This is a genomic window from Caballeronia sp. GAWG1-1 (genome assembly GCF_023631465.1).
GTDB lineage: Bacteria > Pseudomonadota > Gammaproteobacteria > Burkholderiales > Burkholderiaceae > Caballeronia.
In genome coordinates, this window is the sequence record NZ_JALQDB010000008.1 from 44,005 (window position 1) to 67,803 (window position 23,799).

General features: G+C 62.1%; 25 protein-coding genes. 13 read left to right on the top strand and 12 right to left on the bottom strand.

The window, feature by feature from the left end:
- Positions 1 to 197: 197 nt before the first annotated feature.
- Positions 198 to 461, bottom strand: a complete 264-nt coding sequence (locus NCT03_RS04290) for a double-stranded DNA-specific endonuclease (protein ID WP_244827442.1) — start codon at positions 459 to 461, stop codon at positions 198 to 200.
- A gap of 98 nt (positions 462 to 559) precedes the next feature.
- Positions 560 to 2,245 (bottom strand): sensor domain-containing diguanylate cyclase, encoded by a 1,686-nt coding sequence (locus NCT03_RS04295; RefSeq protein ID WP_244827443.1) that lies wholly within the window; start codon positions 2,243 to 2,245, stop codon positions 560 to 562.
- A gap of 721 nt (positions 2,246 to 2,966) precedes the next feature.
- Here NCT03_RS04295 and NCT03_RS04300 point away from each other — a divergent pair.
- Together NCT03_RS04300 and NCT03_RS04305 are read left to right on the top strand one after the other, a co-directional pair.
- Positions 2,967 to 4,718, top strand: a complete 1,752-nt coding sequence (locus NCT03_RS04300; RefSeq protein ID WP_244827444.1) for an ABC transporter permease — start codon at positions 2,967 to 2,969, stop codon at positions 4,716 to 4,718.
- A 12-nt stretch (positions 4,719 to 4,730) separates the two neighbouring features.
- Positions 4,731 to 6,110: an ABC transporter ATP-binding protein gene (locus NCT03_RS04305; protein ID WP_244827445.1), complete on the top strand. Its 1,380-nt coding sequence runs from the start codon at positions 4,731 to 4,733 to the stop codon at positions 6,108 to 6,110.
- A gap of 319 nt (positions 6,111 to 6,429) precedes the next feature.
- On the opposite strand, the gene NCT03_RS04310 is transcribed toward NCT03_RS04305, so the two are convergent.
- The 3 genes from NCT03_RS04310 to NCT03_RS04320 form a co-directional block, all read right to left on the bottom strand.
- Positions 6,430 to 6,954, bottom strand: a complete 525-nt coding sequence (locus tag NCT03_RS04310) for a hypothetical protein (RefSeq protein ID WP_244827446.1) — start codon at positions 6,952 to 6,954, stop codon at positions 6,430 to 6,432.
- Positions 6,951 to 7,505: a hypothetical protein gene (locus NCT03_RS04315; RefSeq protein ID WP_250492038.1), complete on the bottom strand. Its 555-nt coding sequence runs from the start codon at positions 7,503 to 7,505 to the stop codon at positions 6,951 to 6,953. Before NCT03_RS04315 ends, NCT03_RS04310 begins: the two co-directional genes overlap by 4 nt.
- Before the next feature lie 263 nt (positions 7,506 to 7,768).
- Positions 7,769 to 8,839, bottom strand: coding sequence for a sigma-54 interaction domain-containing protein (locus NCT03_RS04320; RefSeq protein ID WP_244827448.1), 1,071 nt, complete (start codon positions 8,837 to 8,839; stop codon positions 7,769 to 7,771).
- Positions 8,840 to 9,439: 600 nt separating this feature from the next.
- Between NCT03_RS04320 and NCT03_RS04325 the strand changes: the two genes are divergently transcribed.
- The 9 genes from NCT03_RS04325 (at position 9,440) to NCT03_RS04365 (ending at position 16,326) form a co-directional block, all read left to right on the top strand.
- Positions 9,440 to 9,793, top strand: a complete 354-nt coding sequence (locus tag NCT03_RS04325; RefSeq protein WP_250492039.1) for a hypothetical protein — start codon at positions 9,440 to 9,442, stop codon at positions 9,791 to 9,793.
- Positions 9,794 to 9,848: 55 nt separating this feature from the next.
- Positions 9,849 to 10,166, top strand: a complete 318-nt coding sequence (locus NCT03_RS04330) for an ElaB/YgaM/YqjD family protein (RefSeq protein ID WP_244827450.1) — start codon at positions 9,849 to 9,851, stop codon at positions 10,164 to 10,166.
- 84 nt (positions 10,167 to 10,250) lie between these two features.
- On the top strand, positions 10,251 to 10,487 hold the full coding sequence (locus tag NCT03_RS04335) for a hypothetical protein (protein WP_244827451.1): 237 nt from the start codon (positions 10,251 to 10,253) through the stop codon (positions 10,485 to 10,487).
- Between the two features lie 381 nt (positions 10,488 to 10,868).
- Entirely contained in the window at positions 10,869 to 12,275 is a 1,407-nt protein-coding gene (locus NCT03_RS04340) for a sigma-54-dependent transcriptional regulator (RefSeq protein WP_250492040.1), read from the top strand.
- 240 nt (positions 12,276 to 12,515) lie between these two features.
- Positions 12,516 to 12,722, top strand: coding sequence for a hypothetical protein (locus NCT03_RS04345; protein ID WP_250492041.1), 207 nt, complete (start codon positions 12,516 to 12,518; stop codon positions 12,720 to 12,722).
- A gap of 209 nt (positions 12,723 to 12,931) precedes the next feature.
- Entirely contained in the window at positions 12,932 to 13,168 is a 237-nt protein-coding gene (locus NCT03_RS04350; RefSeq protein WP_250492042.1) for a hypothetical protein, read from the top strand.
- A 191-nt stretch (positions 13,169 to 13,359) separates the two neighbouring features.
- Entirely contained in the window at positions 13,360 to 14,820 is a 1,461-nt protein-coding gene (otsA, locus tag NCT03_RS04355) for an alpha,alpha-trehalose-phosphate synthase (UDP-forming) (RefSeq protein ID WP_250492043.1), read from the top strand.
- 131 nt (positions 14,821 to 14,951) lie between these two features.
- Entirely contained in the window at positions 14,952 to 15,302 is a 351-nt protein-coding gene (locus tag NCT03_RS04360; protein ID WP_244827457.1) for a chemotaxis protein, read from the top strand.
- Positions 15,303 to 15,417: 115 nt separating this feature from the next.
- Entirely contained in the window at positions 15,418 to 16,326 is a 909-nt protein-coding gene (locus tag NCT03_RS04365) for a YihY/virulence factor BrkB family protein (RefSeq protein WP_244827458.1), read from the top strand.
- A 137-nt stretch (positions 16,327 to 16,463) separates the two neighbouring features.
- Here NCT03_RS04365 and NCT03_RS04370 read toward each other — a convergent pair whose 3' ends face one another.
- Positions 16,464 to 17,951, bottom strand: coding sequence for an RNA polymerase factor sigma-54 (locus tag NCT03_RS04370; protein WP_250492044.1), 1,488 nt, complete (start codon positions 17,949 to 17,951; stop codon positions 16,464 to 16,466).
- Between the two features lie 474 nt (positions 17,952 to 18,425).
- On the opposite strand from NCT03_RS04370, the gene NCT03_RS04375 reads away from it, so the two are divergent.
- Both NCT03_RS04375 and NCT03_RS04380 read left to right on the top strand, forming a co-directional pair.
- The gene (locus NCT03_RS04375; RefSeq protein WP_244827460.1) at positions 18,426 to 18,764 is read left to right on the top strand and encodes a BON domain-containing protein; all 339 of its coding nucleotides are present in this window, start codon (positions 18,426 to 18,428) and stop codon (positions 18,762 to 18,764) included.
- A 313-nt stretch (positions 18,765 to 19,077) separates the two neighbouring features.
- A complete protein-coding gene (locus NCT03_RS04380) occupies positions 19,078 to 19,293 on the top strand; it encodes a hypothetical protein (RefSeq protein ID WP_244827461.1) in 216 nt (71 codons plus the stop codon).
- Between the two features lie 165 nt (positions 19,294 to 19,458).
- Here NCT03_RS04380 and NCT03_RS04385 read toward each other — a convergent pair whose 3' ends face one another.
- The 6 genes from NCT03_RS04385 to NCT03_RS04410 all read right to left on the bottom strand — a co-directional run bounded on the left by NCT03_RS04385 (position 19,459) and on the right by NCT03_RS04410 (position 23,732).
- The gene (locus tag NCT03_RS04385) at positions 19,459 to 19,911 is read right to left on the bottom strand and encodes a PA2169 family four-helix-bundle protein (RefSeq protein WP_250463990.1); all 453 of its coding nucleotides are present in this window, start codon (positions 19,909 to 19,911) and stop codon (positions 19,459 to 19,461) included.
- A 114-nt stretch (positions 19,912 to 20,025) separates the two neighbouring features.
- Positions 20,026 to 20,595, bottom strand: coding sequence for a glycine zipper 2TM domain-containing protein (locus NCT03_RS04390; RefSeq protein WP_244827463.1), 570 nt, complete (start codon positions 20,593 to 20,595; stop codon positions 20,026 to 20,028).
- An 83-nt stretch (positions 20,596 to 20,678) separates the two neighbouring features.
- Positions 20,679 to 20,966 (bottom strand): DUF1488 family protein, encoded by a 288-nt coding sequence (locus NCT03_RS04395; RefSeq protein WP_244827994.1) that lies wholly within the window; start codon positions 20,964 to 20,966, stop codon positions 20,679 to 20,681.
- Between the two features lie 113 nt (positions 20,967 to 21,079).
- Positions 21,080 to 21,613, bottom strand: a complete 534-nt coding sequence (locus NCT03_RS04400; protein ID WP_244827464.1) for a DUF4142 domain-containing protein — start codon at positions 21,611 to 21,613, stop codon at positions 21,080 to 21,082.
- 62 nt (positions 21,614 to 21,675) lie between these two features.
- Positions 21,676 to 22,227 carry a type 1 glutamine amidotransferase domain-containing protein gene (locus tag NCT03_RS04405; RefSeq protein WP_250492045.1) on the bottom strand — a complete coding sequence of 184 codons (552 nt, stop codon included), beginning with the start codon at positions 22,225 to 22,227 and terminating at the stop codon, positions 21,676 to 21,678.
- Between the two features lie 137 nt (positions 22,228 to 22,364).
- A complete protein-coding gene (locus tag NCT03_RS04410) occupies positions 22,365 to 23,732 on the bottom strand; it encodes an MFS transporter (RefSeq protein WP_250463996.1) in 1,368 nt (455 codons plus the stop codon).
- Positions 23,733 to 23,799 lie beyond the last annotated feature (67 nt).

Genomic DNA, 23,799 nt, shown 5'->3' on the forward strand with positions numbered 1-23,799 from the left:
AATGGAACGATGTTTCAGCGTTGGGCCGTGTTCGTGTGTGGCTCGAAGGCGGTCAGACGATGCTCAACGTCCGAAGCGTTGAACCTGCATCGAGAAAGCGAAATCGCCTTCGAGTCGAAGTCCGGAGGCGTCTTTATTTAAACCCGCGTCAATGGAACAACGTTTCAAGGCGAGGCAGCATTAATCCATGCCCCACGTCAATCAAACAACGTTTCCAGCGCCGAGGCCGCTTCACTATCCACCGTGTTGTAAGTCACCGTCGAAGCCTCGAAGATGTAATGCGTGGTGTATTTGCCAAGCCGCGCGAGAATTTCCTCCTGAATGACTTCCGGCGCAAGCGCGATCTTCAGAAACCATGTGGTCGAAGAAAGGCGCGTCTGGAACGAGCCGTACTCGGCCAGCAATTGGTCGAACGTTTCAGCGTCCTGATCGCGGCACACGATGACCAGATTTCCCTTCATGCATTTCTCCCGTGACGGCGGCGTCATTCGATATCGAACGTCGATGATACCTGCCCGCCGTCGAGCGCGACGAGATGCCTTCCCAAGCCATGCCGCGCTTACTTGCCCATCAGCGAGTTCTCGGGATAGCGCGCGGGCGGCGGGGGATCGGCCGGGCGCACTTCGCTGCGGTCGCGACCACGCGATTTCGCCTCGTAGAGCGCGAGGTCGGCGCGAGAGAGAATCCATTCGAGCGCATCGTCGGCAGCGAGTTCGGTAATCCCGATGCTTACCGACAACACCGCCTCGTCGGGAAGATGCGCGCAATGCTCGTGATGAAAGCGCTTGCGCAGCCGCTCCAGCACGGCCTGCGCGTCCGCCAGCGCGGTCTGCGGCAGCAGGATGCCGAATTCCTCGCCGCCGAGCCGGCCGACTGCATCGCTCGGACGCAACTGCGCGCGGCACACTTCGGCGAAGTGTTCGAGCGCGCGGTCGCCGGACGCGTGTCCGTAACGGTCGTTGATCTGCTTGAAGTGGTCGAGGTCCGCGATGGCGAGCGACAACGGCGTGCCGACCGAGCGCGCGAGTTCCACTTCGTGGCGCAGCGTGTCGAGAAAGTAGCGGCGCGAGAGGGCGCCGGTGAGCGCGTCGTGGCGCGCTTCGGCCGACAAGAGCGTATTGGCCGATTGCAACTGCTCGGCGAGATCGCGCGTCGCGCGATGCAGACGGCGCTCGCGTGAATACGAGATGGCGATCACGATAGCGAGTGTCACGACGCCGAGCATCGTCAGGAACACCAGCACGCGGTCGCGGCTGTGGTTGCGGCTGATCTCCGGCCAGCTCGTGAGCGGATGGACGATGTGCGCCGACAGCCCCGAATTCAGCCCGGTGCGCTCGTCGTAAAGCGCGGGCACGCTGCTGCCGTTGGTCGCATAGAAGGTTTCCGCGAGCGTCGGCGCGAGCCAGTGCTCGGCCGCGCGCATCTGATCGCCGACATGCGCGACGCGCAACGGCGGAAAGTCCTCGCGCCGGTAATGTTCGAGCCGCTCGCGCGGTGTCATTTGGGCGACGGGCGCATCGGGCATGGCCTGATACTCGAGCGCGCCGTCGTGCGCCATCACCACGACGCCGTTTTCATCGGTGACGAAGGTGCCGGCCCGCGACACCCAATGCCGCAACCGGTCGATGCTCACCTTGGCGATCACCGCGCCCACGAGGATGCCGTCGTCGTAGATCGGCGCGGCGATGTAGATGCCCGGATCGCCCGAAAGCCGCCCGACGCCGTACATCTCGACGAAGCCGCCGAGCAGCGCCCGCGCGACATAGCCGCGCGCGCTCATCTTGTAGCCGATGAAACTGTTGTCGTCCGCCGAATTGCTCGATGCAATGCAGTAGCCCTGGTCGTTGATGAGCCAGATGGAATCGAGGCCGGAGAAGCCCTGCGCGTCATGGAGGAAGCGGTTGACCTTCGCGAGATTGGGACGCGCGGTCCATTCGGCGCGCCGTTCGCTTTCCGAGCCCGCGGGGTTCGAGGCATAATCCCGCGATTGCGCGAGCGCATGCTGCATGAGCTCGACCTGTGCGAGCGTGGCGGGAATGGCGCGCGACATCGCGAGATCGCTTGCGATGACCTGCGCCATGTTGTCGACGATGGATGCCGCCATTTGTCGTTCGGTGCGCACCGTGCCCGTCATTTCCTGCTGTACCATTCGGTCCGACAGCAAGCCGGCCGCGATCCAGCACGCAAGGCCGAGCAGCGCGAATCCGAGGAGCGCGATCAGTCGGTGCAGGAGGGTCTTGTTCATCGCGTTCTCGGCTACGCTGGCTCACGCCGCGCGCGGATTCAAGCGAGAACAGCCGGGCAGACGGGCGTTCGGCTTCGGGGCGGCGTAGTGCATTGCATCGGCGCTCATTATTGTTAGTGATAGCCACGATTGGACGATGTTTTTCGCCGCCCAGCAAGCGCCTTGTCTCCACAGACGGCGTCTACCCAACACAGGGTAAGCACGGGCGGTTCGGTTCTTGCGTTATGTGTTGCCTTCGTCGCTGCTCGTACGCACTCCCGGCGTGGTTTTGGTCGGCCTGCTCGTCGGCTTGGGGCAGAGGTTAAGTCAAAAGAAAGCCAGACCATTCAGAATGCGGATGCGACGGCGACCAAGCCTTTATTTTGCCTCCGTGGCGCCGAAGAGCAAATAGAAACATCACACGAATGCCGTGCCTGAGCGCCGAAAGATTGTGACTGTCACGAAACTTGGTGTAGTGTCGCTCGGTTCCGCACAGCCGGTACGCACTGGTTAAAGAGTGACCGCTGCCTGACGTTATCCAATTGCTGGTTTTCTGTGTCGTCTGTCAGCTTTTGGACGGGCAGATACGTTGAGCATGCGGGTAGCGCGACGGATTCCACGAGAGTCGACGATCAGGCAGTCATCGATCACGAAGGCGTCTTGCCCGCGCGACGGCTTGCCGTCATGAGCACTATCCCGCGCCTTGCGCGGTTGGAACAAAGCCTTACGGGGAGGGCGTTGCATGGAATTTGGTTTCAATCTGAACCGCACGGCGAACGCGTCGGTATGGCGGATCTTGCCCAATCGCTGGGACTTCGTCGCGTTCCCGATGATCATCTGCATCATCGCGCTTGCCGCTGTCGGTTTCCACGAGACGCTCGCGCCTATTTCCACCCTGCAGACGCAGGCGATCTCGCTCGACCCCGGCAATCTCCCCGAATACGCGCTGCGCACGACCTTGCGCATGCTGCTCGCCATGGTCGCCTCGCTCATCTTCACGCTCGTCTATGGCACGCTCGCGGCGAAGAGCCGGCGCGCGTCAGTCGTGCTGGTGCCGGTGCTCGACATCCTGCAATCGGTGCCGGTGCTCGGCTACATCTCGTTTACCGTCACGTTCTTTCTCGCGCTTTTTCCCGGACGCGTGATCGGCGCGGAGTGTGCCGCGATTTTCGCCATCTTCACGAGCCAGGCGTGGAACATGACCTTCAGCTTCTACCAGTCGCTGCGCACGGTGCCGCGCGATCTGGATGAAGTCTCGCGCGGCTTTCACCTCACCAACTGGCAGCGCTTCTGGAAGCTCGAAGTGCCGTTCTCCATGCCCGGCCTCATCTGGAACATGATGATGTCGATGTCGGGCGGCTGGTTCTTCGTCGTCGCCTCCGAGGCCATCACGGTGGGCAACCGGAGCATCGTGCTGCCGGGCATCGGCGCGTATCTGGCCGCGGCGATCGGCGAGCGCAATCTCTCCGCGATCGGTTGGGTGATTCTGGCGATGACCGTCGTTATTCTTGCCTACGATCAACTGATGTTCCGTCCGCTTGTCGCGTGGGCAGACAAATTCCGCATGGAGAACACGAGTTCGGGCAACGCGCCGGAATCGTGGCTGCTCGATCTGATTCGCCGCACGCGGCTGATCCACCGGTTGCTGGTGCCGGCCGGATGGCTGTTCGCGAAGGCCGCGCGCTTCCCGATTCGTCTGCCGTCGCTGCAAGGCGTGAAGCTGCCGTTGCGCGCCACCGTGCCGTCCACGCGCACCGGCGATATCGCCTGGGGCGCGGCGGTGCTGCTCGTCACGGCGTTCGTCACGTGGAAGGTGGTCTCGTTCGTGTCGACAGGCGTCGGCTGGAGCGATGTCGGTCACGTGTTCGTGCTCGGCTTCATCACGCTGATTCGCGTGGTCGTGCTGATCGGCATTGCGTCGGTGGTGTGGGTGCCGGTCGGCGTCCTGATCGGGTTGCGCCCCGCGCTCGCCGAGAAGATGCAGCCCGTCGCGCAGTTTCTCGCGGCGTTTCCGGCGAACCTGCTGTTTCCGGTGTTCGTCGTCGCCATCGTGCGCTGGCATCTGAACCCGGATATCTGGCTTTCGCCGTTGATCGTGCTCGGAACGCAGTGGTATATCCTCTTCAACGTGATTGCCGGGGCATCGGCGTATCCGAACGATTACCGCGAGGCCGCGGCCAACTTTCAGATTCGCGGTTGGCAATGGTGGAAAAAGGCCATGCTGCCAGGCATCTTCCCGTACTACATCACCGGCGCGATCACGGCATCGGGCGGCGCGTGGAACGCGAGCATCGTCGCGGAGGCGGTGTCGTGGGGCAAGACGAGCGTCGTCGCGCACGGGCTCGGCGCGTATATCGCGCAGACCACTGCGGATGGCGACTATCCGAAGATCATCCTGGGCATTGCCGTGATGTCGCTTTTCGTCACGCTGTTCAACCGATTGTTGTGGCGCCCGCTGTACGCCTACGCCGAAGCAAGACTTCGACTGGATTGAGGACGAGTTCCGATGCAGAACACCAAGAACACGCAAAACCCCAACACGCCGGGCGCATCGCGCACGACGGGCACGCCAGCGCCCAGCGTGCCCGGCACGCCGCCGCGCCTGGGCGCGGAAATCCTGCGCGTGCAGAACGTGAGCCGCGGATTCAACAAGACCCAGGGCGAACTGCTCGTGCTCGACGACGCCAACCTCTCGCTGCGCGAAGGCGAGATAGTCGGTCTGCTCGGACGTTCGGGCTCGGGTAAATCGACGCTGTTGCGCATCATCGCCGGACTGATCGAGCCGACTGCCGGCGACGTCACTTATCTGAACGAGCCCTTGCGCGGACCGGCGAAGGGCGTCGCGATGGTGTTCCAGACGTTCGCGCTGTTCCCGTGGCTGACCGTCATGCAAAACGTGGAAGCGGGTCTGGAAGCGCAGGGCGTGGCGGCGCGCGAGCGGCGCGAACGGGCGTTGGCGGCCATCGACCTGATCGGGCTGGACGGTTTCGAGAATGCCTATCCGCGCGAATTGTCGGGCGGCATGCGGCAGCGCGTGGGTTTTGCGCGCGCGCTCGTCGTCGATCCGACCTTGCTGCTCATGGACGAGCCATTTTCCGCGCTCGACGTGCTGACCGCCGAGAACTTGCGTACCGACTTGCTCGACTTGTGGACGCAAGGGCGCATGCCGATCAAGTCGGTGCTGATCGTCACGCACAACATCGAGGAAGCGGTGTTCATGTGCGACCGCATTCTGGTGCTGTCGTCGAATCCGGGCCGCGTGATGGCCGAGATCAAGGTGCCGTTCAAGCATCCGCGCAATCGTCTGGACCCGGCGTTCCGGCGTCTCGTCGACGACATTTACGCGAAGATGACCGCGCGGCAACTGGATGAATCGAAGAAGAAGGGACTCGAGCTCGGAAGCTGGCTGCCGTCGGTGTCGACCAATCTGATGGCGGGTCTCATCGAAACGCTCGCGGCGGAGCCGTATCACGGTCGCGCGGACATGCCGGAAATCGCGCGCACGCTGCATCTGGAGGTCGATGAACTCTTTCCTGTAGCCGAAGTGCTGCAGCATCTCGGTTTCGCCGACGTGCGCGAAGGCGATATTTTCCTGACGCCGCAGGCGCGCGTATTCGCCGAATTCGGCACGCAGGAACGCAAGATGATGTTCGCCGAGCATCTGCTGCGGCACGTGCCGCTGGCGGCGCGGATCAAGAAGGTGCTGAACGAGCGGCCGGGGCATCGCGCGCCGCGCGTGCGCTTCGAGCAGGAACTGGAAGACTTCCTCTCCGACAAGGCCGCGCAGGAAACGCTGGATGCGGTCATCGACTGGGGTCGTTATGGCGAGATCTTCTCGTACAACGATCAAACGGAGATGCTGAGTCTGGAGGACGTGGAGGCTTGAGGCTATTGATGGTTTTTGCGGGAAAGGCGCGGCGGCCGGTCACGACGCCGCGTTTTTCTTTGGGGCTTTGATCATGACGTCGTACTGGAGGCAAGTGCCGACGCTGATGGTCGAGGCAAGGATAAGCGAGTACTCGTCACGCCTTTTTCGAAAGTAGCAGGCGCACGGCAACGGTCAACGAACGGCGCGGCAGGCTCGCACTGCACTGGCCCGCCAACATCAAGCCATCGCCAGAATCGAAGCCAACAAAAAAGCGCGGACTCGCCGCGCTTCTTGTTCGAAGCCTCGAAGCAAAAAAGCGGTTCCGCTGCCTCTCCGCCTACTGCAGATTCCCCCACCGCTCGACCGCCGGTTCCGCCGAAGCCCACTTCCATCCCTCGGTTTGCTGACACGCCGTCGCGATGAACCAGTCTTCATGCGAACTCGGATCGTCGCCATCCGCCACGGAGAACGCGAATTCCTTGCAGCTCGCAAGCGCGCTCTTGACCTCGCGCAGCACTCGCACCTGGCCGTGGCCATTTTCCACCGGCAAGGTGTGCTTGACCTTCCAGGGTCGCGTCTCGCCGATGTCCGACATGCCCGCCGTCACCGCGATGGCAACCTGCTGATCCTGATGCAGAGACTTCGTCACGCGTTTCACGACTTCGTCGGTCGCGGCCTGCACCGCAATGCCGACGCCCAGGCCGATAGCCGGATTGGTCGTCACCGCGCCCGTCGCCACGCCCGCGAGCGCACCGCTTGCCGCGCCAATCGACGCGCAGCCGCTCATCGCGACGCACGCCGCCGCGAAAGCCGCGATGCAGCCGAGGCGCAGCGTCATGGATACCGCCACGCGCTCCGTCATTGCAGCGAGCCCCAACGCGGCGTCGCCGGCTCGGCCGATGCCCACTTCCACTTGTCGCCGTCGCGGCACACGGATGCCACGTAGAACGCGCTGTCGGCGGGACGGTCCTTGGTCGCGTCGCGATCGACGGAAAAGACGATTTCCTTGCAGTCGAGCGTACCGCTGCTGATCTGGCGGCTCACTGTCACGCGGCCTTTCTCGTCGTCTTCGATAGGCACCGAATGCACCGAGATCCACGGCGCCACCGAGCCGACGTCGAGCGGGCCGGCGACCGACGCGATCTTGTCCTGCGTGTCCGTATGCACGATGCGCTGCGAGTACTGCACGCCCGCCCGCGCCGCCGCCACCGCGCCAAGACCGATACCCGTGGCGACCGCCGCGTTGCTCGTCACCTTGCCCGCGATAGCCGCACCGGCGATACCGGCGCCAGCCGTCGCGCCTTCGCTATAGAGGGAATTGCAGCCGCTGAGACTCACGCAGGCGATAGCGCCCGACACGATCGCGGCAAGCGCGGCGGCGCGCTGCCCCCGCCATTCAACCCTGATCTGCATGTTGCTGGTTTCCTTCGTCTGCCCAGGCGCCGTGAGCCAGGCTGCGAATCTCCTTGAGGAATCGCCGCCAAAGCCCCGCCACGTAAGAATGCGCGACACGTGCATATCGCGAGCTTCGCGCATTTTGAAGCATGCTTCTAATTACCGGTTCGAGAAAATTGCAAGAAATTGCAAGCAGCGGGAACGCGTTGCTCAACGCTCCATAAAAAAGGCGAGAACGCTTTCACGCACTCGCCTTTCGTTCGTCCGTGACCAACGGACGCTCAACTTTCGTTGCTGCCGCCGGAAGGGGCTTCGCCTGATTCGGTATCCTCGTTTTCATAGGCGCCAAGGCGGTTGTAGAGCGTCTTGAGACTCACGCCCAGCGCTTTCGCCGCACGACGCTTGTCGCCGCCGCAATGCTTGAGCGTGCCGAGGATGATCTGCTTCTGCGCATCCGCGAGCGGCGTGCCGACCCAGACGTTCATCGCATCGCCCTGAGTGACGGGCTTCTTCACGCGCGATGCCAGATGCGGATGCGCGATCTCCACGGTCTTCTCCGCAAGAATGAACGCGCGATACACCGTGTTCTTGAGTTCGCGCACGTTGCCCGGCCACGAGTAGGTGCGCAGCACGTCGAGCGCGCGTTTGCTGAAGGCCTTGCTCGTGCCCTCCTGCGCGTTCATTTCGGACAGAAAATGCTGGGCGAGCAGTTCGCGGTCCGAATCGCGTTCGCGCAAAGGCGGCGCGCGCAGCGGAAACACGGCGAGCCGGTACATCAAGTCCTCGCGCAAGCCGTTTTCCTTCACGGCGGCAATCGGATCGCGGTTGGTCGCGGCGATCACTCGAACGTCGGAGCTAATGAGATCGTTGCCGCCGACCCGAAAGAACGTCCCGGTTTCGAGCGCGCGCAAGAGCTTCACCTGCCGCACGGGCGACATCTCGGTCACTTCGTCGAGAAAAAGCGTGCCGCCATTCGCGTGTTCGAAGTAGCCGATACGTCCCGATACCGCGCCCGTGAAACTGCCTTTTTCGTGACCGAAGAGTTCGGCTTCGATGAGGTTGTCGGGAATCGCGCCGCAATTCACGGCAATGAACGGTGCGTCCTTGCGCGCGCTTTTATCGTGGATGGTCCGCGCGACGAGCTCCTTGCCGGTGCCCGACTCGCCGATGATGAGCGCGGTCGCATCGGTGCCGGCGACGCGTTCGATCTGCGTGTACAACTCCTGCATCACGGGTGATGAGCCGTACAGCAGTCCGTACGATCTCAAGCCCGGCACTTCCCCCGCATTGCGCTTTTTCTGCGCGGCTGTATCGCCGACGGCGATGGGCGGGTCCAGATCGGTTGTCGCCATGTGTGCTGATATGTCCTGAGTTCTGCCAATATGGTTGAGCGGATGGCGGCCAGGCATCGGTCAAGCGTGGTGGCGCATGTCGATGCGCGAGAGCGGCGCCAAGCATGCGAACCGGCCGCGTTAGCTGAGTTTCGGCTCGATGCCGCCAGTTTCGGGCGTTTCCTGGCAGCAACACGTCGCTTGGTTTGACGGCAAGCAAGCTCGCGATCCATTCGTACGATCGCTCGTCAGGCGGGTCGATGTTTTCCGTAGACGGACAAGTCCATCTCATAAACGCTATTTAACCATTCGCAACGACTTTGCGGCAACGTGCGGCGTTCGGCATCGCCCAATTTGTCTGATTGGCACATGTGCGTCGCGTGACTTCCGGCAAGGTTCTCGCTCCGCTCGGGGAATTTACACGTCCACAGCGTAATACTTACCCGGTTTCGTGATGGCTTGCGCGGACCACTTCGGGCAGAACATTTCCTGGACGCCGTCACCGACGGCTGGCATGAAAGCTGCAACTATGACGCCATCCTTATTCGAAAAGGCTCGCAGCAAGCGGTCGGTGAACGTCGCAACTGCGAGCGGACGGCAGCGAGAGAGGTAACACGCATCATGGACGATACGCTCGACTTCGACACCGCCACGCGCGACGGCACTATGGTCGGCAACTTCGGTGGCAACGCCAGCAAGCCCGTGCGGCCGACGCGCGGCGGACAGGAACTCGCGGTGCGCGAGCCGATCGACATTTACCATTGGGCTCTGGTCGCGCTGGTGACCGCGCTCATGTGTGCCGTGCTCGGTTACGCGGCGGGCACACCTGCGCTCTCGCGTGCGGCGAACGTCACGAGCGCCGTGTTCGGCGTGCTTGGCGTCGCGTTGATGGCCGGCGGCGTCCTGCGCAATCTGCGCATGCGTTTCACGATGCACGGTGTGGCCAAGGCGCTCGCGGGCGCTGAAACGCATTGAGATACGCAAAGCTTCAGACTTCACCCCCACATTTCTAAGGCAAGGACCTGATTTCATGACTGAGACGACTGTCCAGCTTGCGTTGGGCAAGCAGAAAATTATCGAAGACATCAAGGTGCTGCTCAACGACTCGGAAGAGTTGTTGCGGCTCTCGGCGTCGCTGCCGGGCGAGGGCGTCGATGCCTTGCGCACGCGCCTTCGCGATCACGTCGATTCGGCGCGCTCCGCGCTCGAAGACGCGCAAACAAGCGCGCAGACGCGTTACAAGACCAGCGTCGAGTGCACCGAAAAATATGTGCGCGAAAATCCGTGGCAATCGCTGGGTATCGCGGCGGGCGCGGGCTTTCTCATCGGGCTTCTGGTTGTCCGCTGATCGAAGCGCGCTAAGTAGTCAAGAGCGCGCATCGGCGAGATCAAGGCACAAACAGCGATTTAGATAACCAAGGGAGAAAACGAGATGGCACGTCCTTCAATCGGGATTTTCGGGGCGCTGTTCGCGGTGGGCAGCGTGCTTGCATGGAAATGGGCGCAATCGCGCGATGCCGCCACACGGCGCACGGCCCGCGATCTGCACCGCTGGGAAGACGAGGGCGGCAAGGTGCTGACGCCGTCGAGTCGCCTGCCCGCGCCGCACGAGGTGAATGGTCACGGCGTAGGCGGCACGGCAGACGCCTGGAATTTCCCGCGAAGCTGACGCGCAGTAGTCCACAACCGTCGTTCCGTTGCGAACGACGAAGTGCTGCCGGAAGGCGCTTTCATCACCGCCGCGCTCGAACGAACTCCACGCACGCCTGACCGGCGTGCGTTTTTATGTCGATAAACCTTTATAATCAACGAATATCCGCCATAAGTTGCCTAAATGGAAAAACTTACGGCTGAGAGACCCAAGCGTACAGCGCATCGGAAATTATTCTATTTCTCGCGCTTTTTGCGTCATGCACTTCAAGCTCGAGCCACAACGGGCGCATGACCGAAAGCCGCACCGGCCCGGGCAGTCCACCGTGTCATCGCCCGGAGAAGACCACGCCGCACCTGGCGTGTGACCCTGAAAACGCTTTGGAAATATCGAGACGCAATGCCACATGTATTGATTGTCGATGACGATCCCAGTACCCGCGAGGCGCTAGCCGCGATCATCGGCGAAGACGGACTGACGACAGCCACGGCAGGCGACTTGCGCGAGGCGCGCATCCAGCTCGTGCGGCAGACGCCGGACGTCGTGTTTACCGACCTCAAGCTGCCCGACGGCACCGGCGTCGATCTGTTCGAGGATCTGGACCCGCGCTCGGGCGTCGAGTTCATCGTCATTACCGGCCATGCGACCGTCGAGTCCGCGGTCAGCGCACTCAAGATGGGTGCGGCGGATTATCTGGTCAAACCCATCAACATGCAGCGCGTGAAGGCGATCCTTTCGCGCCTGCCGCGCGCCGGCGACCTGAAAGCGGAAATCGGCACCTTGCGTGGCGAGTTGCGCCGCATGGGCCGCTTCGGGCTGATGCTCGGCAATTCGCCGGCCATGCAAACGGTCTACGATCAGATCGGCCGCGTGGCACCGACGGCAGCGTCCGTGCTGCTGATCGGCGAGTCCGGCACCGGCAAGGAAGTCGCCGCGCAGACGCTGCACGAGCTGAGCCTGCGACGCAAGCACGCGTTCATCGCGGTGAATTGCGGCGCCATTTCGCCGAACCTGATCGAATCCGAAATGTTCGGCCATGAACGCGGCTCGTTCACAGGCGCGGACCGGCAGCACAAGGGTTATTTCGAGCGCGCGAACGGCGGCACGCTGTTCCTCGACGAAATCACCGAGATGCCTATCGAGCTTCAAGTGAAGCTGTTGCGCGTGCTCGAAACCGGCATGTTCATGCGCGTCGGGACCACGAAGGAACTCGAAACGGACGTGCGCCTGATTGCCGCGACCAATCGCGATCCCGAGCAGGCCGTGCTCGAAGGCAAACTGCGGCTCGACCTGTATCACCGCCTGAACGTGTTTCCGATCAACCTGCCGCCGCTGCGCGAACGCGGCACGGACGTCGAATTGCTCGGGCAGGCGTTCCTCGACGAACTCAACTCGCGTTACAACACGAAGAAGGTGTTTCCCGCCGCCGTGCGTGAAATGCTCGCGTCCTACAACTGGCCCGGCAACGTGCGCGAGTTGAAGAACTACGTGCAGCGCGCGTACATCATGTCGGGTACGGATTCGGATAGCACGGCCACCGTGCCGCTGCAGATTTCACTGTCGCGTCCTTCGGCGGGCACGGCGGTGACGATTCCCTTCGGCACGTCGCTCGCGCAGGCTGATCGGCAGCTCATCCTCGCGACGCTCGAACAATGCGGCGGCGTGAAGACGCGGGCGGCGGAGATTCTCGGCATCAGCCTGAAGACGCTGTATAACCGGCTCGTCGAGTACGGCGAGGATTCCGCTGGCAAGGCAGCCGTCGGAGAAGGGGGAGACCTTTCTGACGCGGATAGCGAAAATACCTGAACGTCGCTTATCTTTAGACAAAACATTGCCCGCTGCTTGCAAAAGCGCGGGCTTTTTTATTTGTCGCATGCGGATTCAGCGCCGATAATGAAGCGGAGTCCTGGCGCGAGGTAGGCGTAAATTGGAAGAAACAAGGGCATAGGCCTTGCTGACCTTTGACTGCCATCCACGCGCGGGAAACCGCAAGAAAAAGGAGCGTGGATGCGGCGATTACGATCACAAGACCGCAAGGAGCCTGACATGCCCGATTTCGCACCCGATAGCGCTCGAATCAGCGCGCAGACGCCCCAGCCGCCGGACCCGCCCGTGACGCCGCCCGATCAGCCGCCGCCTACGCCGATTCCGCCCGACACGAATCCCGATCCGACTCGCGAGCCGCCCGAACAACCGATGCAGCCCATTGGCGACCCGCCGCCCGGACCGAACGAAGCGCCGCACGTGCAATAAGCGAATTGGCGGACTTTCGACCATTCACTGAATCTGTGCAAGCTTTGAATAAGTTTCCATCTCGAAGGTAGGGATTACAACGTAGCGAGCAACAATGACCGGCGCTGCAAGCAGTGTCCGGTCGATTTTCCTAACGAAGACGCATTGCGACAAGATCGGTCCGACGCCGCCGACGTCATTTTCGACGGCCTTCTTCTCTGGAGGCATTGATGAGGCATCCCGCACTCCGACGCTCCGCGCGTCACTCTTCCAAGCGCGAAGCACGCGCCGAGGCGGCTAAAACCGCTGGTGTCGAAGCCGCGCCGGCACCGCCGATCGAACACGATCCCGCCAGCCAGAACCGCCCCGCACCTGACGCTCCGCCCGACGGCGAGCACAATCAGGGCGGCGTGCGCCGCGAGGGAATCGACTATCAGCGCGACCTGGGTTCGGAGCAGGATTCCTGATTTCACCGCCTTCGTTTCCTTCGACAAAAGAGCAAAAACTTCTACGCGGCGACGGCTTACCGCGTGTCCGATTTCGTTCGTAACACTTGGATACGAATTTTCATCCTGCCCGTGTCTCAAAAAGGCACGGCTCTTGCATATTTTCAGCCGCCAATTCGAGCAAGCAACGACAACTGAGAGGTGATGCTGTAATGAGCAGATTGATCGTGGTTTCGAATCGCGTCGCGCCGATTCAGGAAGGCAAGCCCAGCGCGGGCGGCCTTGCTATCGGCGTTCTGGATGCGCTCAAGGAGACGGGCGGCGTATGGTTCGGTTGGAGCGGCGAGATCGTCGGTGAAGCGGCTGACCCTGTCATCGAGAAAAACGGCAATGTGACGTATGCCACCGTCGGCCTGACGCGCCGCGATTACGACCAGTATTACCGTGGTTTTTCGAACGCCACGCTGTGGCCGACTTTCCACTACCGCAACGACCTGTCGCGCTTCGATCGCGAGGAATACGCGGGCTATATGCGCGTGAACGCGGGACTCGCCGCGAAGCTCAAGACGCTCATCAAGCCGGATGACATCATCTGGGTACACGACTATCACTTGCTGCCGTTCGCGCAGGAGTGCCGCAAGATCGGCATCCAGAATCCGATTGGCTTCTTTCTGCACATTCCGTTTCCAGTGCCGGAAGTGATGCGAACCGTGCCACCGCACGAGGAACTGATTGCCGGCATGTGTCAGTACGACGTCGTGGGCTTTCAGACCGATGCCGACAAGCAGTCCTTCACCGATTACGTCGAACGTAGCGGGCGTGGTCATCTGAGCGAAGACGGCATGTTGCAGGCGTTCGGCCGCATGCTGAAAGTGGGCGCGTATCCGATCGGCATCTATCCGGACGCCATCGCCAAGGCAGCGGATCAGTTCTCCAACCGCAAGCAGGTCAAGAGCCTGCGCGACAGCATGCGTGGCCGCAAGCTCATCATGAGCGTCGATCGGCTGGATTATTCGAAGGGCCTCGTCGAGCGCTTCCAGGCTTTCGAGCGCCTTTTGCTCAACGCGCCGGGCTGGCATGGCCGCGTTTCGCTCGTGCAGATCGCGCCGCCGACACGCTCGGACGTGCAGACATATCAGCGCATTCGCCAGAACCTGGAAGGCGAAGCGGGGCGTATCAATGGCCGTTTTGCGCAACTCGACTGGACGCCGATTCAATATCTCAACCGCAAATACGAACGCAATCTGCTGATGGCGCTTTTCAGGCTTTCGCAGGTCGGATATGTCACGCCGCTGCGTGACGGAATGAATCTCGTGGCGAAGGAATATGTCGCGTCGCAAGACCCGGCGGATCCGGGCGCGCTCGTGCTGTCGCAATTCGCCGGCGCGGCGGATCAACTGCCGGGCGCGCTCGTCGTCAATCCGTTCGATTTGTCGCAGATGTCCGAAGCGCTCGAACGTGCGTTGTCGATGCCGCTCGCCGAACGTCAGGCGCGTCACGCCGACATGATGGCGCCGCTGCGCGAGAACAATCTGTCCGTGTGGCGCGATTCGTTCATGTCGGATCTGCGCAGCGTCGCAACCGCGACTTCCGTCACAGAGCAGACCGTCAAGACGGTGCGCCAGGGCGCGAGTACATCGACGCAGGCAAGACGGCCCTCCGCCAAGGCTTGAACGTGTAACCAGAAGACCCCGCGCCTCGACGAGGCGCGGGGTTTTTATTTGTGCGCGCCATTGGACGCCAAGAGGCTTGCGCGGAACGCTCCTTGCGCTTCAACCTTCGACACGAAACGAAGGAGGTCACGATGAGCGGAAGCACTCTGAATCCCAATGAAGAAGGCGAGATCGAAGTTGGCAAGGGGCACGGCACAGGCGCGTTAGGTCCGAGCGATTCCTCGGATAGCGGTTCCGACGTGCAGGGCGAAATGCGTCATCCGGGCGACATCGAAGACGAACTCGATGCCCACGCGCTCGGCCAGTCCAAAGCCGAACTCGCGAGCGATACCGACCGCTACGGCACCGGCGAGGCAGCATCCGCCGACGGCGACCACAATCTCGAACCGGACGCGGACATTCTGCCGGACGACATCGAGGACGAAACGCGCGGCCTGCTCGACGAAGACGCCGACCCTGCGGACGACGAAGACAAGGTCTGAGCACGCATTAACGATCGATACGGCGTGCCGCGATGTACTTGCGGCGCGCCGTTTTTACGCACGTCTTTCGAAGCGGCGTTAACATCGGCGATTGATAACCGCCAAGCTCACGCCGATGACCCGAGAAGTTCCGACCTCTTCCACGCCTGTCGCTGTCGGCCGCACGTCGCGTTTCGGCTGGGTTGCGTGGTTCGTCGATCCCGTCAGGCAATGGATTCAGGACCATTGCCTGATGTTCTCCGCATCGATTTCGTTTTTCGCGGCGTTCTCGCTGGCGCCGACGCTCGTCATCGTCATCGCGGTCGCGAGCGTTTTCTTCGGCGCGGATGCCGTGCAAGGCAGACTCTTCGATGAAATCAGCGGCGTGGTCGGCCCCGATGCGGCGCACGCGCTCGAAGCCATCGTCGCCAACGCGTGGCACGCGGATATCGCGCGCAGCACGGCGCTGCTTTCGGCGGGCGGCGTGCTGATCGGCGCGTCGGCGACGTTTTCATCGCTGCATAGCGCGCTCAACGTGATCTGGCCCACGCCTATCGTGAGCGCGAAGGAAAGCATCGTCTCGCTGCTGCGCGTTCGGCTGATGTCTTTCGGCCTGGTCGTCGGCTCCGGCTTGTTGGTGGTTGCGTTGCTCGTGCTCGATGCGCTCGTCGAAGTGCTCGGCCATTGGGCTTTCGGCGACGGCAATCCGTTCATCATTCTGTCGAGCGTCACGCAGCGCGCAATTTCACTTGGCATGCTCATGCTCGCGTTCACGCTTCTGCTCAAGTTCTTGCCGACCACGCGCATGATGTGGCGCGACGCCGCGTTGGGCGCAACCGCGGCGGCCATGTTGTTCGAGGCGGGCAAGCGACTGTTTGCGTTTTATCTCGCGCATGCGGGCACGGCGAACATGTTCGGCGCGGCGGGGTCGCTCGCGATCATCCTCATGTGGCTCTACTACTCGGCGGCGGTGTTTCTGCTCGGCGCGGAGCTGGCGGCAACGGCGGCACGCAGACGCACGCATCGAGAAGCAGGCTGGCGTTAGCGCTTTAACTAAACGCGGCGATTCGGCCGCGCATAAAAAAACCGCCCGTTGAAAGGGCGGCTGCATGCTGAGGCTACGAGGCGACTCTCTTGACCGGGTCGTCGCCCAATGCGTCAGCGCGTGAAATCTGCGTGCGTTCAGGCTTGGCGGCGCAACTCGGCGGGTGGCACCTTCATCAGATGACGATACTTCGCCACCGTGCGGCGCGCGACGATCACGCCCTGATCCGCGAGCATCTTGGCAAGGCTCACGTCCGATAGCGGGTCGCGCGAGTTTTCCTTCGAGATCATTTCCTTGAGCAGCGCGCGCACGGCGGCAGCCGAGCACGTACCGCCGCTTTCCGTGCTGAGTTCGCGCGGGAAGAAGTGTTTGAATTCGAAGATGCCGCGCGGCGTCGACATGTATTTGTTGCCCGTAGCGCGCGAGATGGTCGATTCGTGCAGGCCGAGTTCGTCGGCGACATCGCGCAGGACGAGCGGCTTGAGTGCGATCTCGCCGTAATCGAAGAACGCCTTCTGATGCGAGACGATACATTCGGCCACGCGTTGGATCGTCGTGAAGCGCTGCTGCGCGTTGCGGATCAGCCAGCGCGCTTCCTGCAACTGTTGCGCGAGCGGCGAACGGCTTGCGCCAGCGGACTGCGCGAACAATTCCGCGTACATGCGGTGGATGCGCGCGCGCGGCAACACCGCCGGATTGATCGTGACGACCCAGCTTTTCTTGACCTGACGCACGATGACGTCCGGCACCACGTAGTTGTCTTCGCTCGCGCCGTAGTTCTCGCCGGGCTTCGGGTCGAGACGACGCACCAGCGCACACGCTATACGCAGTTCTTCCGCGCTGCAGCCGATCTTCTTTTGCAGTTCGGCCTGCTCGCGGCGTGCAAGCCGTTCCAGATGATGTCCCACAATCTCGCGTGCGACGGCGCGGCCCGGCGTGCCTTCGGGCATCGCATTGAGCTGCAGGGTCAGGCATTCCGAGAGATTGCGCGCACCGACGCCCGGCTTATCGAGCGACTGCACGAGCTTGAGTGCGATAGTGAGTTCGTCTTCGGTCAGCGCCGGTTCGATATCGACCACATCGGCGAGTTCGCTCAGTTCCTGACGCAGATAGCCGTCGTCATCCAATGCTTCGATGATGAGCTGGGCAATCGCGCGGTCGCGCTGGCTCAGTTGATAGAGGCGCAGCGTATCGTGCAAGGTCTCATGCAGCGACGGCTCGATGCGTACCCAGTCGGCGGGATCGGAACCTTCGCCGTCGCCGCTATTGCGCGTCGAACTGCGGCCGAACGGATCGGACGAGTAGTCGCTCATGGAGTCGTCGCGCGAATTGTTGTCGCCGCCGGAGTCACTGTCCATGCTGCTTTCGGAGGCCATCGGCGTTTCGGTCGCATTGTCGGACGAATTCGAGAGCGGCGAGTCGCTCATCGAATTGCCGTTGTCGGCGGAAAGGGCGTTGTCTTCGGTTTGCGACTCGTCGTATTCGAGAAACGGATTCGTGTCCAGCGCGTTACGCAACTCCTGTTGAAACTCCAGCGACGACAACTGCAGCAGGCGTACCGACTGCTGAAGGCGCGGGGTGAGTGCGAGGCTTTGCTTGGTGCGAAGTTCGAGTGTAGGCGGCATTGCTTGCTAATCCTCGTTATTCTGGACTGAGAGGTGTTCGTGACGAGGACTTAAGCAATGGTTATGCCAATGCGCATCGGATGCCTGCTGCATCTACGTTTCGATCTTTGTCCACGGCTTGTTTTCACTTGGCGAAGCGATGCTTTCGCGCACTTTTTACACGCACTCAGACAAAAGCGCCGCGCCCTTCCGGGCTTATGGATCGGACTTGAGCGGTCGATGCCGCGCTCGCGGAGGACTACTTCGAGAAGCGCCAAGCCCTTTGATTCGTCGGGCTTTTTTGCTGCGTGCGGAGACCCACTAAGCACTTTTGACGGGGCACGGCACGCAAGTTGCGGTAGGGGGGACACGATTCGTGCAACACGCGGCGAACGTGATCGAGCATCACTAAAAGCAGCACCCACGGGGCGTTCCGCAAATAGGCTCAAAGCCGCGGACGCGCAGTATCGAAAATCGAAAAAATGGAGTATTGCCATGAAGACGACTCAATTCCTCAAAGCTGCTGGCGGTATCGCATGTGTCGTGTTCGCGCTGAACGTGAACGCGCAGACCACGACGACGAACTCGGGTTCGACGGACACGTCCGTTGGCCAAAAGGTCGATGACAGCGCAGTGACGACCAAGGTCAAGGCCGAACTGCTGCAAGCGAAGAACGTCAAGTCGACGCATATTCACGTCAAGACGCGCGCCGGCGTCGTCTCGCTGACCGGTACGGTGCCGTCGGCGGAAGACAAGACCGCCGCCGAAGAAACCGTTAAGCAGGTTTCCGGTGTTGCTTCCGTGAAAAACCATCTTAAAATCGCTGCCAACTAATGGCATAGTGCATATGCCCGGCTCGCCACGGCGGGTCGCGGTGTAGCAGTCGTAGTACCGGAACCCGCGCGGAAGTTCGGCGAATCGCTCTCTTGAGCGATGAAGCCAGGCTTCTAGCGCGGGTTCTTGCATGAGCAGCGTGGAGAACGTGCGCGCGGCCATGCGAAAGTCGCAGACAGGCATGACACGCAATACCCTCGCAGCATCTTTGCTACCTTAAAACGAAGTACGTCCGTTCGAGGACGTTACGCAAAGCCGGCCTGCGAATGCTTCCTTCGCGATGCATCCAAGGGCCACGGCAAATGGAGCTCTTATGAAGACGAAAAAGATGGCCTTGATTGGCGCGCTGGCACTCGCATTCTCGACGACGGCATTCGCGCAAGCGGCTTCCGACGCCGCTGCCGCTCCGGCGAAGAAGCAGAAAGGCACGTATCTGCATCAGCAAGACAAAGCGCACAAGCTGAAGGGCGCATCGGCGGCCGCTGCGGCTTCCGCGCTCGGGACGAACGACAAGGGTCAGCCGCAGTAAGCCTTCGTCGTTGCCTGCTGCTTCACTGAAACGGCCGCGCAAGCGGCCGTTTCTCTTTGAGCTTTCGCTTCGACGCGCGCGCCGCAATAAAAAATCGCCGCGCACTTGGCGCGGCGACTGTCGCATCACGAGCCGCCAACCTCGCGGCTTCGACGCTAAACCGAATCAGGACTTCGCCGCGGCGTACTGATCGCGCAGATCGCGGATACGGTCGTGGTTCTCGAGCACGCCCTGATACTGGCGTTCGACCACGGCACGCACATCGGCGGGCAAATCCTTGTCGAGTGCTTCGCGATAGTTCTTCTTGGCGGAATCTTCACCGCGCTCGCATTCGGCGAGAATCGCGTGATCGCCGTGACCGGTGACGGCCGATTTGACATCGACCCAGCCGCGATGCAGCGCGCCTGCAACCGAGCCGCCCGTTTCCGGCGTGCCGCCCAGACGCTGAACGATTTCCTGCAACTCGCGTGCGCCGGTCGTGCAGGCTTGCGCGCGGTCCTGGAATAGCAGCTTGAGGCTTGCGTCACGCGTCTCTTCGGCGGCCTTGAGGAAACCCTTTTCGCCGTCCTTCGACGTTTCGATGAGATCGTTGAGTACCGATACGACGTTCGTGCTCATATGACACCTCCTATTAGTTTGGATCTTGCCATCGTGCAACATCCGGCACGTTGGCTCTGGTACGAGTAGCCGCACGCGGCGTGCCCGGCAGACCGCTTTCCGCGGTCATTCGCTTCAGGCACGATGTTCCGCAAACTTTTCCACCGGCTTCGGCGGCTTGGACGGATCGAAGTCGCTCCACTTGCCTTGCTGCCAGCGGCCCGACGCGCGTTCGACATCGACGCCGCCTGCATCGCGCAAGATGGTGGCGGCATCGTTCGAATTCTCCGGCGACACATGCACTGCGACCAGCACGCCCGCATGACGCGGCGCCGCTTCGGTGTGAGCCGATTCCTTGGTCTTGGTATGCGACATCGCGCCCGCTAGCGAGCCAACGTAAGCGCCGACACCCGCTGCAATGGCCGAGACGATCAGCGGCGCCTTGAAGATGGCGAAGAGCGCCGCGCCGACGATAGCGCCCACGACCGCACCGATGGTCACGCCCTTACCCGCGCCCTTGGGCGAGGAGCGCGCGCCGACGTCGGTGCCGACATCGCCACCCAGCGGATGCCGCGCATGTTGACCGCCCGGATTCACGAAGAACAGGGTGACGTCTTCTTCGATAAAGCCGCGTTCGAAGAGGCGCTGCGCCGCGGCTTCAGCCGCGGGAAAAGTCTGGAAGCGACCCGCGATGATCAGGGACATATTCCCTCCTTCTTTTCAGTGTTGCGTGGTTCGGCCCGGGCGCGTGCGCTCGCGGGACAAAGGATTAACGATGTAAGTCCTGCTCAATCCGGTTCGAGTCCCGCGACGCGGAACAAGCCGCTGCGCAGCACGACGGGCACGCCGCCGTTGTCATCGAGCACTTCGGCGCATACCGCGCGAATGCGCGCCTCGCCGCGCTCGAATGCGGGAAGCAGATCGTCCTCGCGCGCGGATGGAGCGCCGAAATGATCTTCCAGCGCTTCGGCGCTGATCGAGCACACGACGGGTTCGGAGTCGACGAGCGCGGTGAAGTGAAGGGCGAGGTCGTCGCCATCGAACACGGGTTTTTCGTCTGCAAAGGTGATATGCATGGTCGAATCCTCATAGGCCGGACGATGTCTTGCATGCGCGTCCGCTACGGCGCGGGTCAGCCGTGTTGCAGGGCTGTCGGATACATCGATGACTTCCATGAATTGAAAGACGCTCATGACGCCGCCTTTGCCTTCGCCAGTTGTTGCGCCATGGCGTAGTGATGGCCGATAACGGGCAACGCCTTCGCCGCGACTGCCTTCAGCGCGGCGTCATTGCCTTGCTCGCTTTCTTGTTTGAACAACTCCATGGCCTTGCGATGCCCATCGACGGCTACCTTTTGGATATAGGCATCGTCGAATGCATCGCCCTGAAGATTTTGCAGGCTGCCGATCACCGACGAATCCGCGCTCGGTGGCTCGCTCATGCCGTGGTGTTTTGCGATTCCATCCAGGCTGTGCGCGAGCTTCGTATGATCCGCGATCATTCGCTGTGCAAAGTCCTTTACCTGCTTGCCGCTTGCATGCGTGAGCGCGAGCTTGCTGGCCGCGATTTCGGTCGCGCCCGCGGTGCCGGCGTCTTGCACGAACTGCTGGTCGACGCTCGACAGCTTGGCGCTTGCGGCGTCGACGGTCTGCGCGTGAGCAGCGCAGGCAACGGCCAGCGTTATCGCACTTGCGCAGCCTGCGAACAACGATCGCGGCATCATCGGCTCGACTCCGTTTTGGTCGTTGATTCTTGTTGAATACGGTGGCCCCGTCGCTTCTTGTTTCAGGCGGCGCGCGTCTTGCCGAGCGCGTCGATCAGTGCCTTGTTGAAAGCGGGAATGTCGTCGGGCTTGCGGCTCGTGATGAGATTGCCGTCGATCTGTACTTCCTGATCGACCCAAGTGCCGCCCGCGTTGCGAATGTCGTCCTGCAGGCTCGGCCAACTCGTCATCGTGCGGCCTGCAATGATGCCCGCCGAGATCGGCAGCCAGCCGCCATGGCAGATCACGGCGATGGGCTTCTTCGCCTGATCCGCTTCCTTCACGAAGCTTTGCGCCTTGGCGTCCAGGCGGATGGCGTCGCCGTTGACCACGCCGCCCGGCAGCACCACGGCGTCGTAATCGGATGCGTTGGCAGCGTCGAAGGTCTGGTCCACATCGACCTTGTCGCCTTTGTCGACGTGTTTGAAGCCCTGGATCTGTCCGGGCTTTTGAGAAATGACATCGACCTGCGCGCCGGCTTCCTTGAGCGCGCGCTGCGGCTCGACTAGTTCGGCTTGCTCGAAGCCGTCCAATGCAAGAATCGCGACCCTGTAACCGTCGAGGGAAATTGCCATTGCTTCACTCCTTCATTGCTCGAATTTTGATGCACCGCAAGAGGCGGATACCTGATTCGAAAAGGAGCAAGGGGTGTGCCCAAGTAGGGGGGTGGAGCGCGTCGGTGATCGGCCAAATCGTGGCTAAAGCCGAACCATCAAACGGTCTCGACGCTACGCTTCCCCGTCAGCCGCAAGAGACTAACCAAAGCCGCCGTCGCCGCGAAACCAGCGCCTACGCCAAGCGCGATCAGCGGCCCGTGCTGCGGTTCGACGCCAAAGATCAACGCGACGATAGCCGCGCCGAGTGTCTGCCCCGTCAGCCGCGCCGTGCCAAGCATGCCGCTCGCGCCGCCGCTGCGATGCCGTGGCGCGGAAGAAATGATTTGTCGGTTGTTCGGAGACTGGAACAGCCCGAAGCCAAGCCCACAGACAGCCATGCGCCAGCCGATATCGAACGCATCCGGATGCGGGCCTGTCGTGGCGAGCAGCGCAAGACCCACGGTCAGAACCGCCAGCCCGATGCCGCCCAGCAGACCAGCGGGATAACGATCCGCGAGCACGCCCGCGAGCGGCGCGACGAACACGATCACGAGCGGCCACGGCGTCATCAGGAAGCCAGTTTCGACCTGACTCATGCCGAAGCCGTTCTGCAGCAGAAAAGGCAGCGACACGAACGCCAGCATCTGCGCGCAGAACGAGCACACCGACGCGCCAATCGATAGCGCGAACACTGGAATGCGCAACAGATCGACGGGCAAAAGCGGCGCGCTTTGACGCAATTGCCGGCGCACGAAAAAGTAGCCGATGACCGCCGTCACGATGAACTCGCCGATCACATACGGCCGATGCTCGCCGTGCCCGAGCCCGTCGACCGCGACGATGGCAAGCCCGAAGAAAAGCGCGTTCATCAGCGCGCTGATGTAGTCGTAAGGCCGGCGATGCCCGTCCATGCGCGGCAGCGCCTTCGTGCCGATGGCAAGCGCCACGAGTCCTATCGGCACGTTGATGGCAAAGAGCCACGGCCAGGTGGCGACCGAGAGCACGCCCGAGGCGACCGTCGGACCGATCACCGATGAAATCGCGACCACGGTTGCATTGATGCTGATGCCGCGCCCCAGATGCTTTTGCGGATAGATCATGCGCACGATCGCGGTGTTCACGCTCATGATTCCCGCCGCGCCGAATCCCTGCACGATGCGCGCTAGCGTCAGCGTGAGCAGCGAACCGGACATCGCGCAGGCCAGTGACGAGACGGTGAAGACCGCGAGGCCGGCCATATATACGCGACGGTAGCCGATACGGTCGCCGAGCGAAGCCAGCGGCAAAAGCGAGATGGTGATGGTGAGCTGATACGCGTTGACGATCCAGATGGAATCCGCGGGCGAGGCCAGCAGATTGCGCGCGATGGTCGGCAACGCGACGTTGGCGATGGCGCCGTCGAGTACCGCGAGCGTAATGCCGAGCGCGACCACCGCGATGGCCCAATAACGCTGCGGCAGGGGAAGACCTTGTTCGGAATCCATCGGTAGGCGAGAGGTAGGAGCGGCGCGTTCAACGGCCGGACGATGCGCGCATCGTCCGGAGAAGAAG

Coding starts and splice junctions, on each gene's coding strand:
- NCT03_RS04335 (WP_244827451.1), top strand. CDS start 10,251: ATGGCACGTCCTTCAATCGGGATTTTCGGGGCGCTGTTCGCGGTGGGC.
- NCT03_RS04385 (WP_250463990.1), bottom strand. CDS start 19,911: ATGAGCACGAACGTCGTATCGGTACTCAACGATCTCATCGAAACGTCG.
- NCT03_RS04305 (WP_244827445.1), top strand. CDS start 4,731: ATGCAGAACACCAAGAACACGCAAAACCCCAACACGCCGGGCGCATCG.
- NCT03_RS04320 (WP_244827448.1), bottom strand. CDS start 8,839: ATGGCGACAACCGATCTGGACCCGCCCATCGCCGTCGGCGATACAGCC.
- NCT03_RS04370 (WP_250492044.1), bottom strand. CDS start 17,951: ATGCCGCCTACACTCGAACTTCGCACCAAGCAAAGCCTCGCACTCACC.
- NCT03_RS04365 (WP_244827458.1), top strand. CDS start 15,418: ATGACCCGAGAAGTTCCGACCTCTTCCACGCCTGTCGCTGTCGGCCGC.
- NCT03_RS04310 (WP_244827446.1), bottom strand. CDS start 6,954: ATGACGGAGCGCGTGGCGGTATCCATGACGCTGCGCCTCGGCTGCATC.
- NCT03_RS04360 (WP_244827457.1), top strand. CDS start 14,952: ATGAGCGGAAGCACTCTGAATCCCAATGAAGAAGGCGAGATCGAAGTT.
- otsA (WP_250492043.1), top strand. CDS start 13,360: ATGAGCAGATTGATCGTGGTTTCGAATCGCGTCGCGCCGATTCAGGAA.
- NCT03_RS04345 (WP_250492041.1), top strand. CDS start 12,516: ATGCCCGATTTCGCACCCGATAGCGCTCGAATCAGCGCGCAGACGCCC.
- NCT03_RS04395 (WP_244827994.1), bottom strand. CDS start 20,966: ATGCATATCACCTTTGCAGACGAAAAACCCGTGTTCGATGGCGACGAC.
- NCT03_RS04300 (WP_244827444.1), top strand. CDS start 2,967: ATGGAATTTGGTTTCAATCTGAACCGCACGGCGAACGCGTCGGTATGG.
- NCT03_RS04325 (WP_250492039.1), top strand. CDS start 9,440: ATGGACGATACGCTCGACTTCGACACCGCCACGCGCGACGGCACTATG.
- NCT03_RS04350 (WP_250492042.1), top strand. CDS start 12,932: ATGAGGCATCCCGCACTCCGACGCTCCGCGCGTCACTCTTCCAAGCGC.
- NCT03_RS04375 (WP_244827460.1), top strand. CDS start 18,426: ATGAAGACGACTCAATTCCTCAAAGCTGCTGGCGGTATCGCATGTGTC.
- NCT03_RS04290 (WP_244827442.1), bottom strand. CDS start 461: ATGAAGGGAAATCTGGTCATCGTGTGCCGCGATCAGGACGCTGAAACG.
- NCT03_RS04410 (WP_250463996.1), bottom strand. CDS start 23,732: ATGGATTCCGAACAAGGTCTTCCCCTGCCGCAGCGTTATTGGGCCATC.
- NCT03_RS04405 (WP_250492045.1), bottom strand. CDS start 22,227: ATGGCAATTTCCCTCGACGGTTACAGGGTCGCGATTCTTGCATTGGAC.
- NCT03_RS04315 (WP_250492038.1), bottom strand. CDS start 7,505: ATGCAGATCAGGGTTGAATGGCGGGGGCAGCGCGCCGCCGCGCTTGCC.
- NCT03_RS04340 (WP_250492040.1), top strand. CDS start 10,869: ATGCCACATGTATTGATTGTCGATGACGATCCCAGTACCCGCGAGGCG.
- NCT03_RS04330 (WP_244827450.1), top strand. CDS start 9,849: ATGACTGAGACGACTGTCCAGCTTGCGTTGGGCAAGCAGAAAATTATC.
- NCT03_RS04380 (WP_244827461.1), top strand. CDS start 19,078: ATGAAGACGAAAAAGATGGCCTTGATTGGCGCGCTGGCACTCGCATTC.
- NCT03_RS04400 (WP_244827464.1), bottom strand. CDS start 21,613: ATGATGCCGCGATCGTTGTTCGCAGGCTGCGCAAGTGCGATAACGCTG.
- NCT03_RS04295 (WP_244827443.1), bottom strand. CDS start 2,245: ATGAACAAGACCCTCCTGCACCGACTGATCGCGCTCCTCGGATTCGCG.
- NCT03_RS04390 (WP_244827463.1), bottom strand. CDS start 20,595: ATGTCCCTGATCATCGCGGGTCGCTTCCAGACTTTTCCCGCGGCTGAA.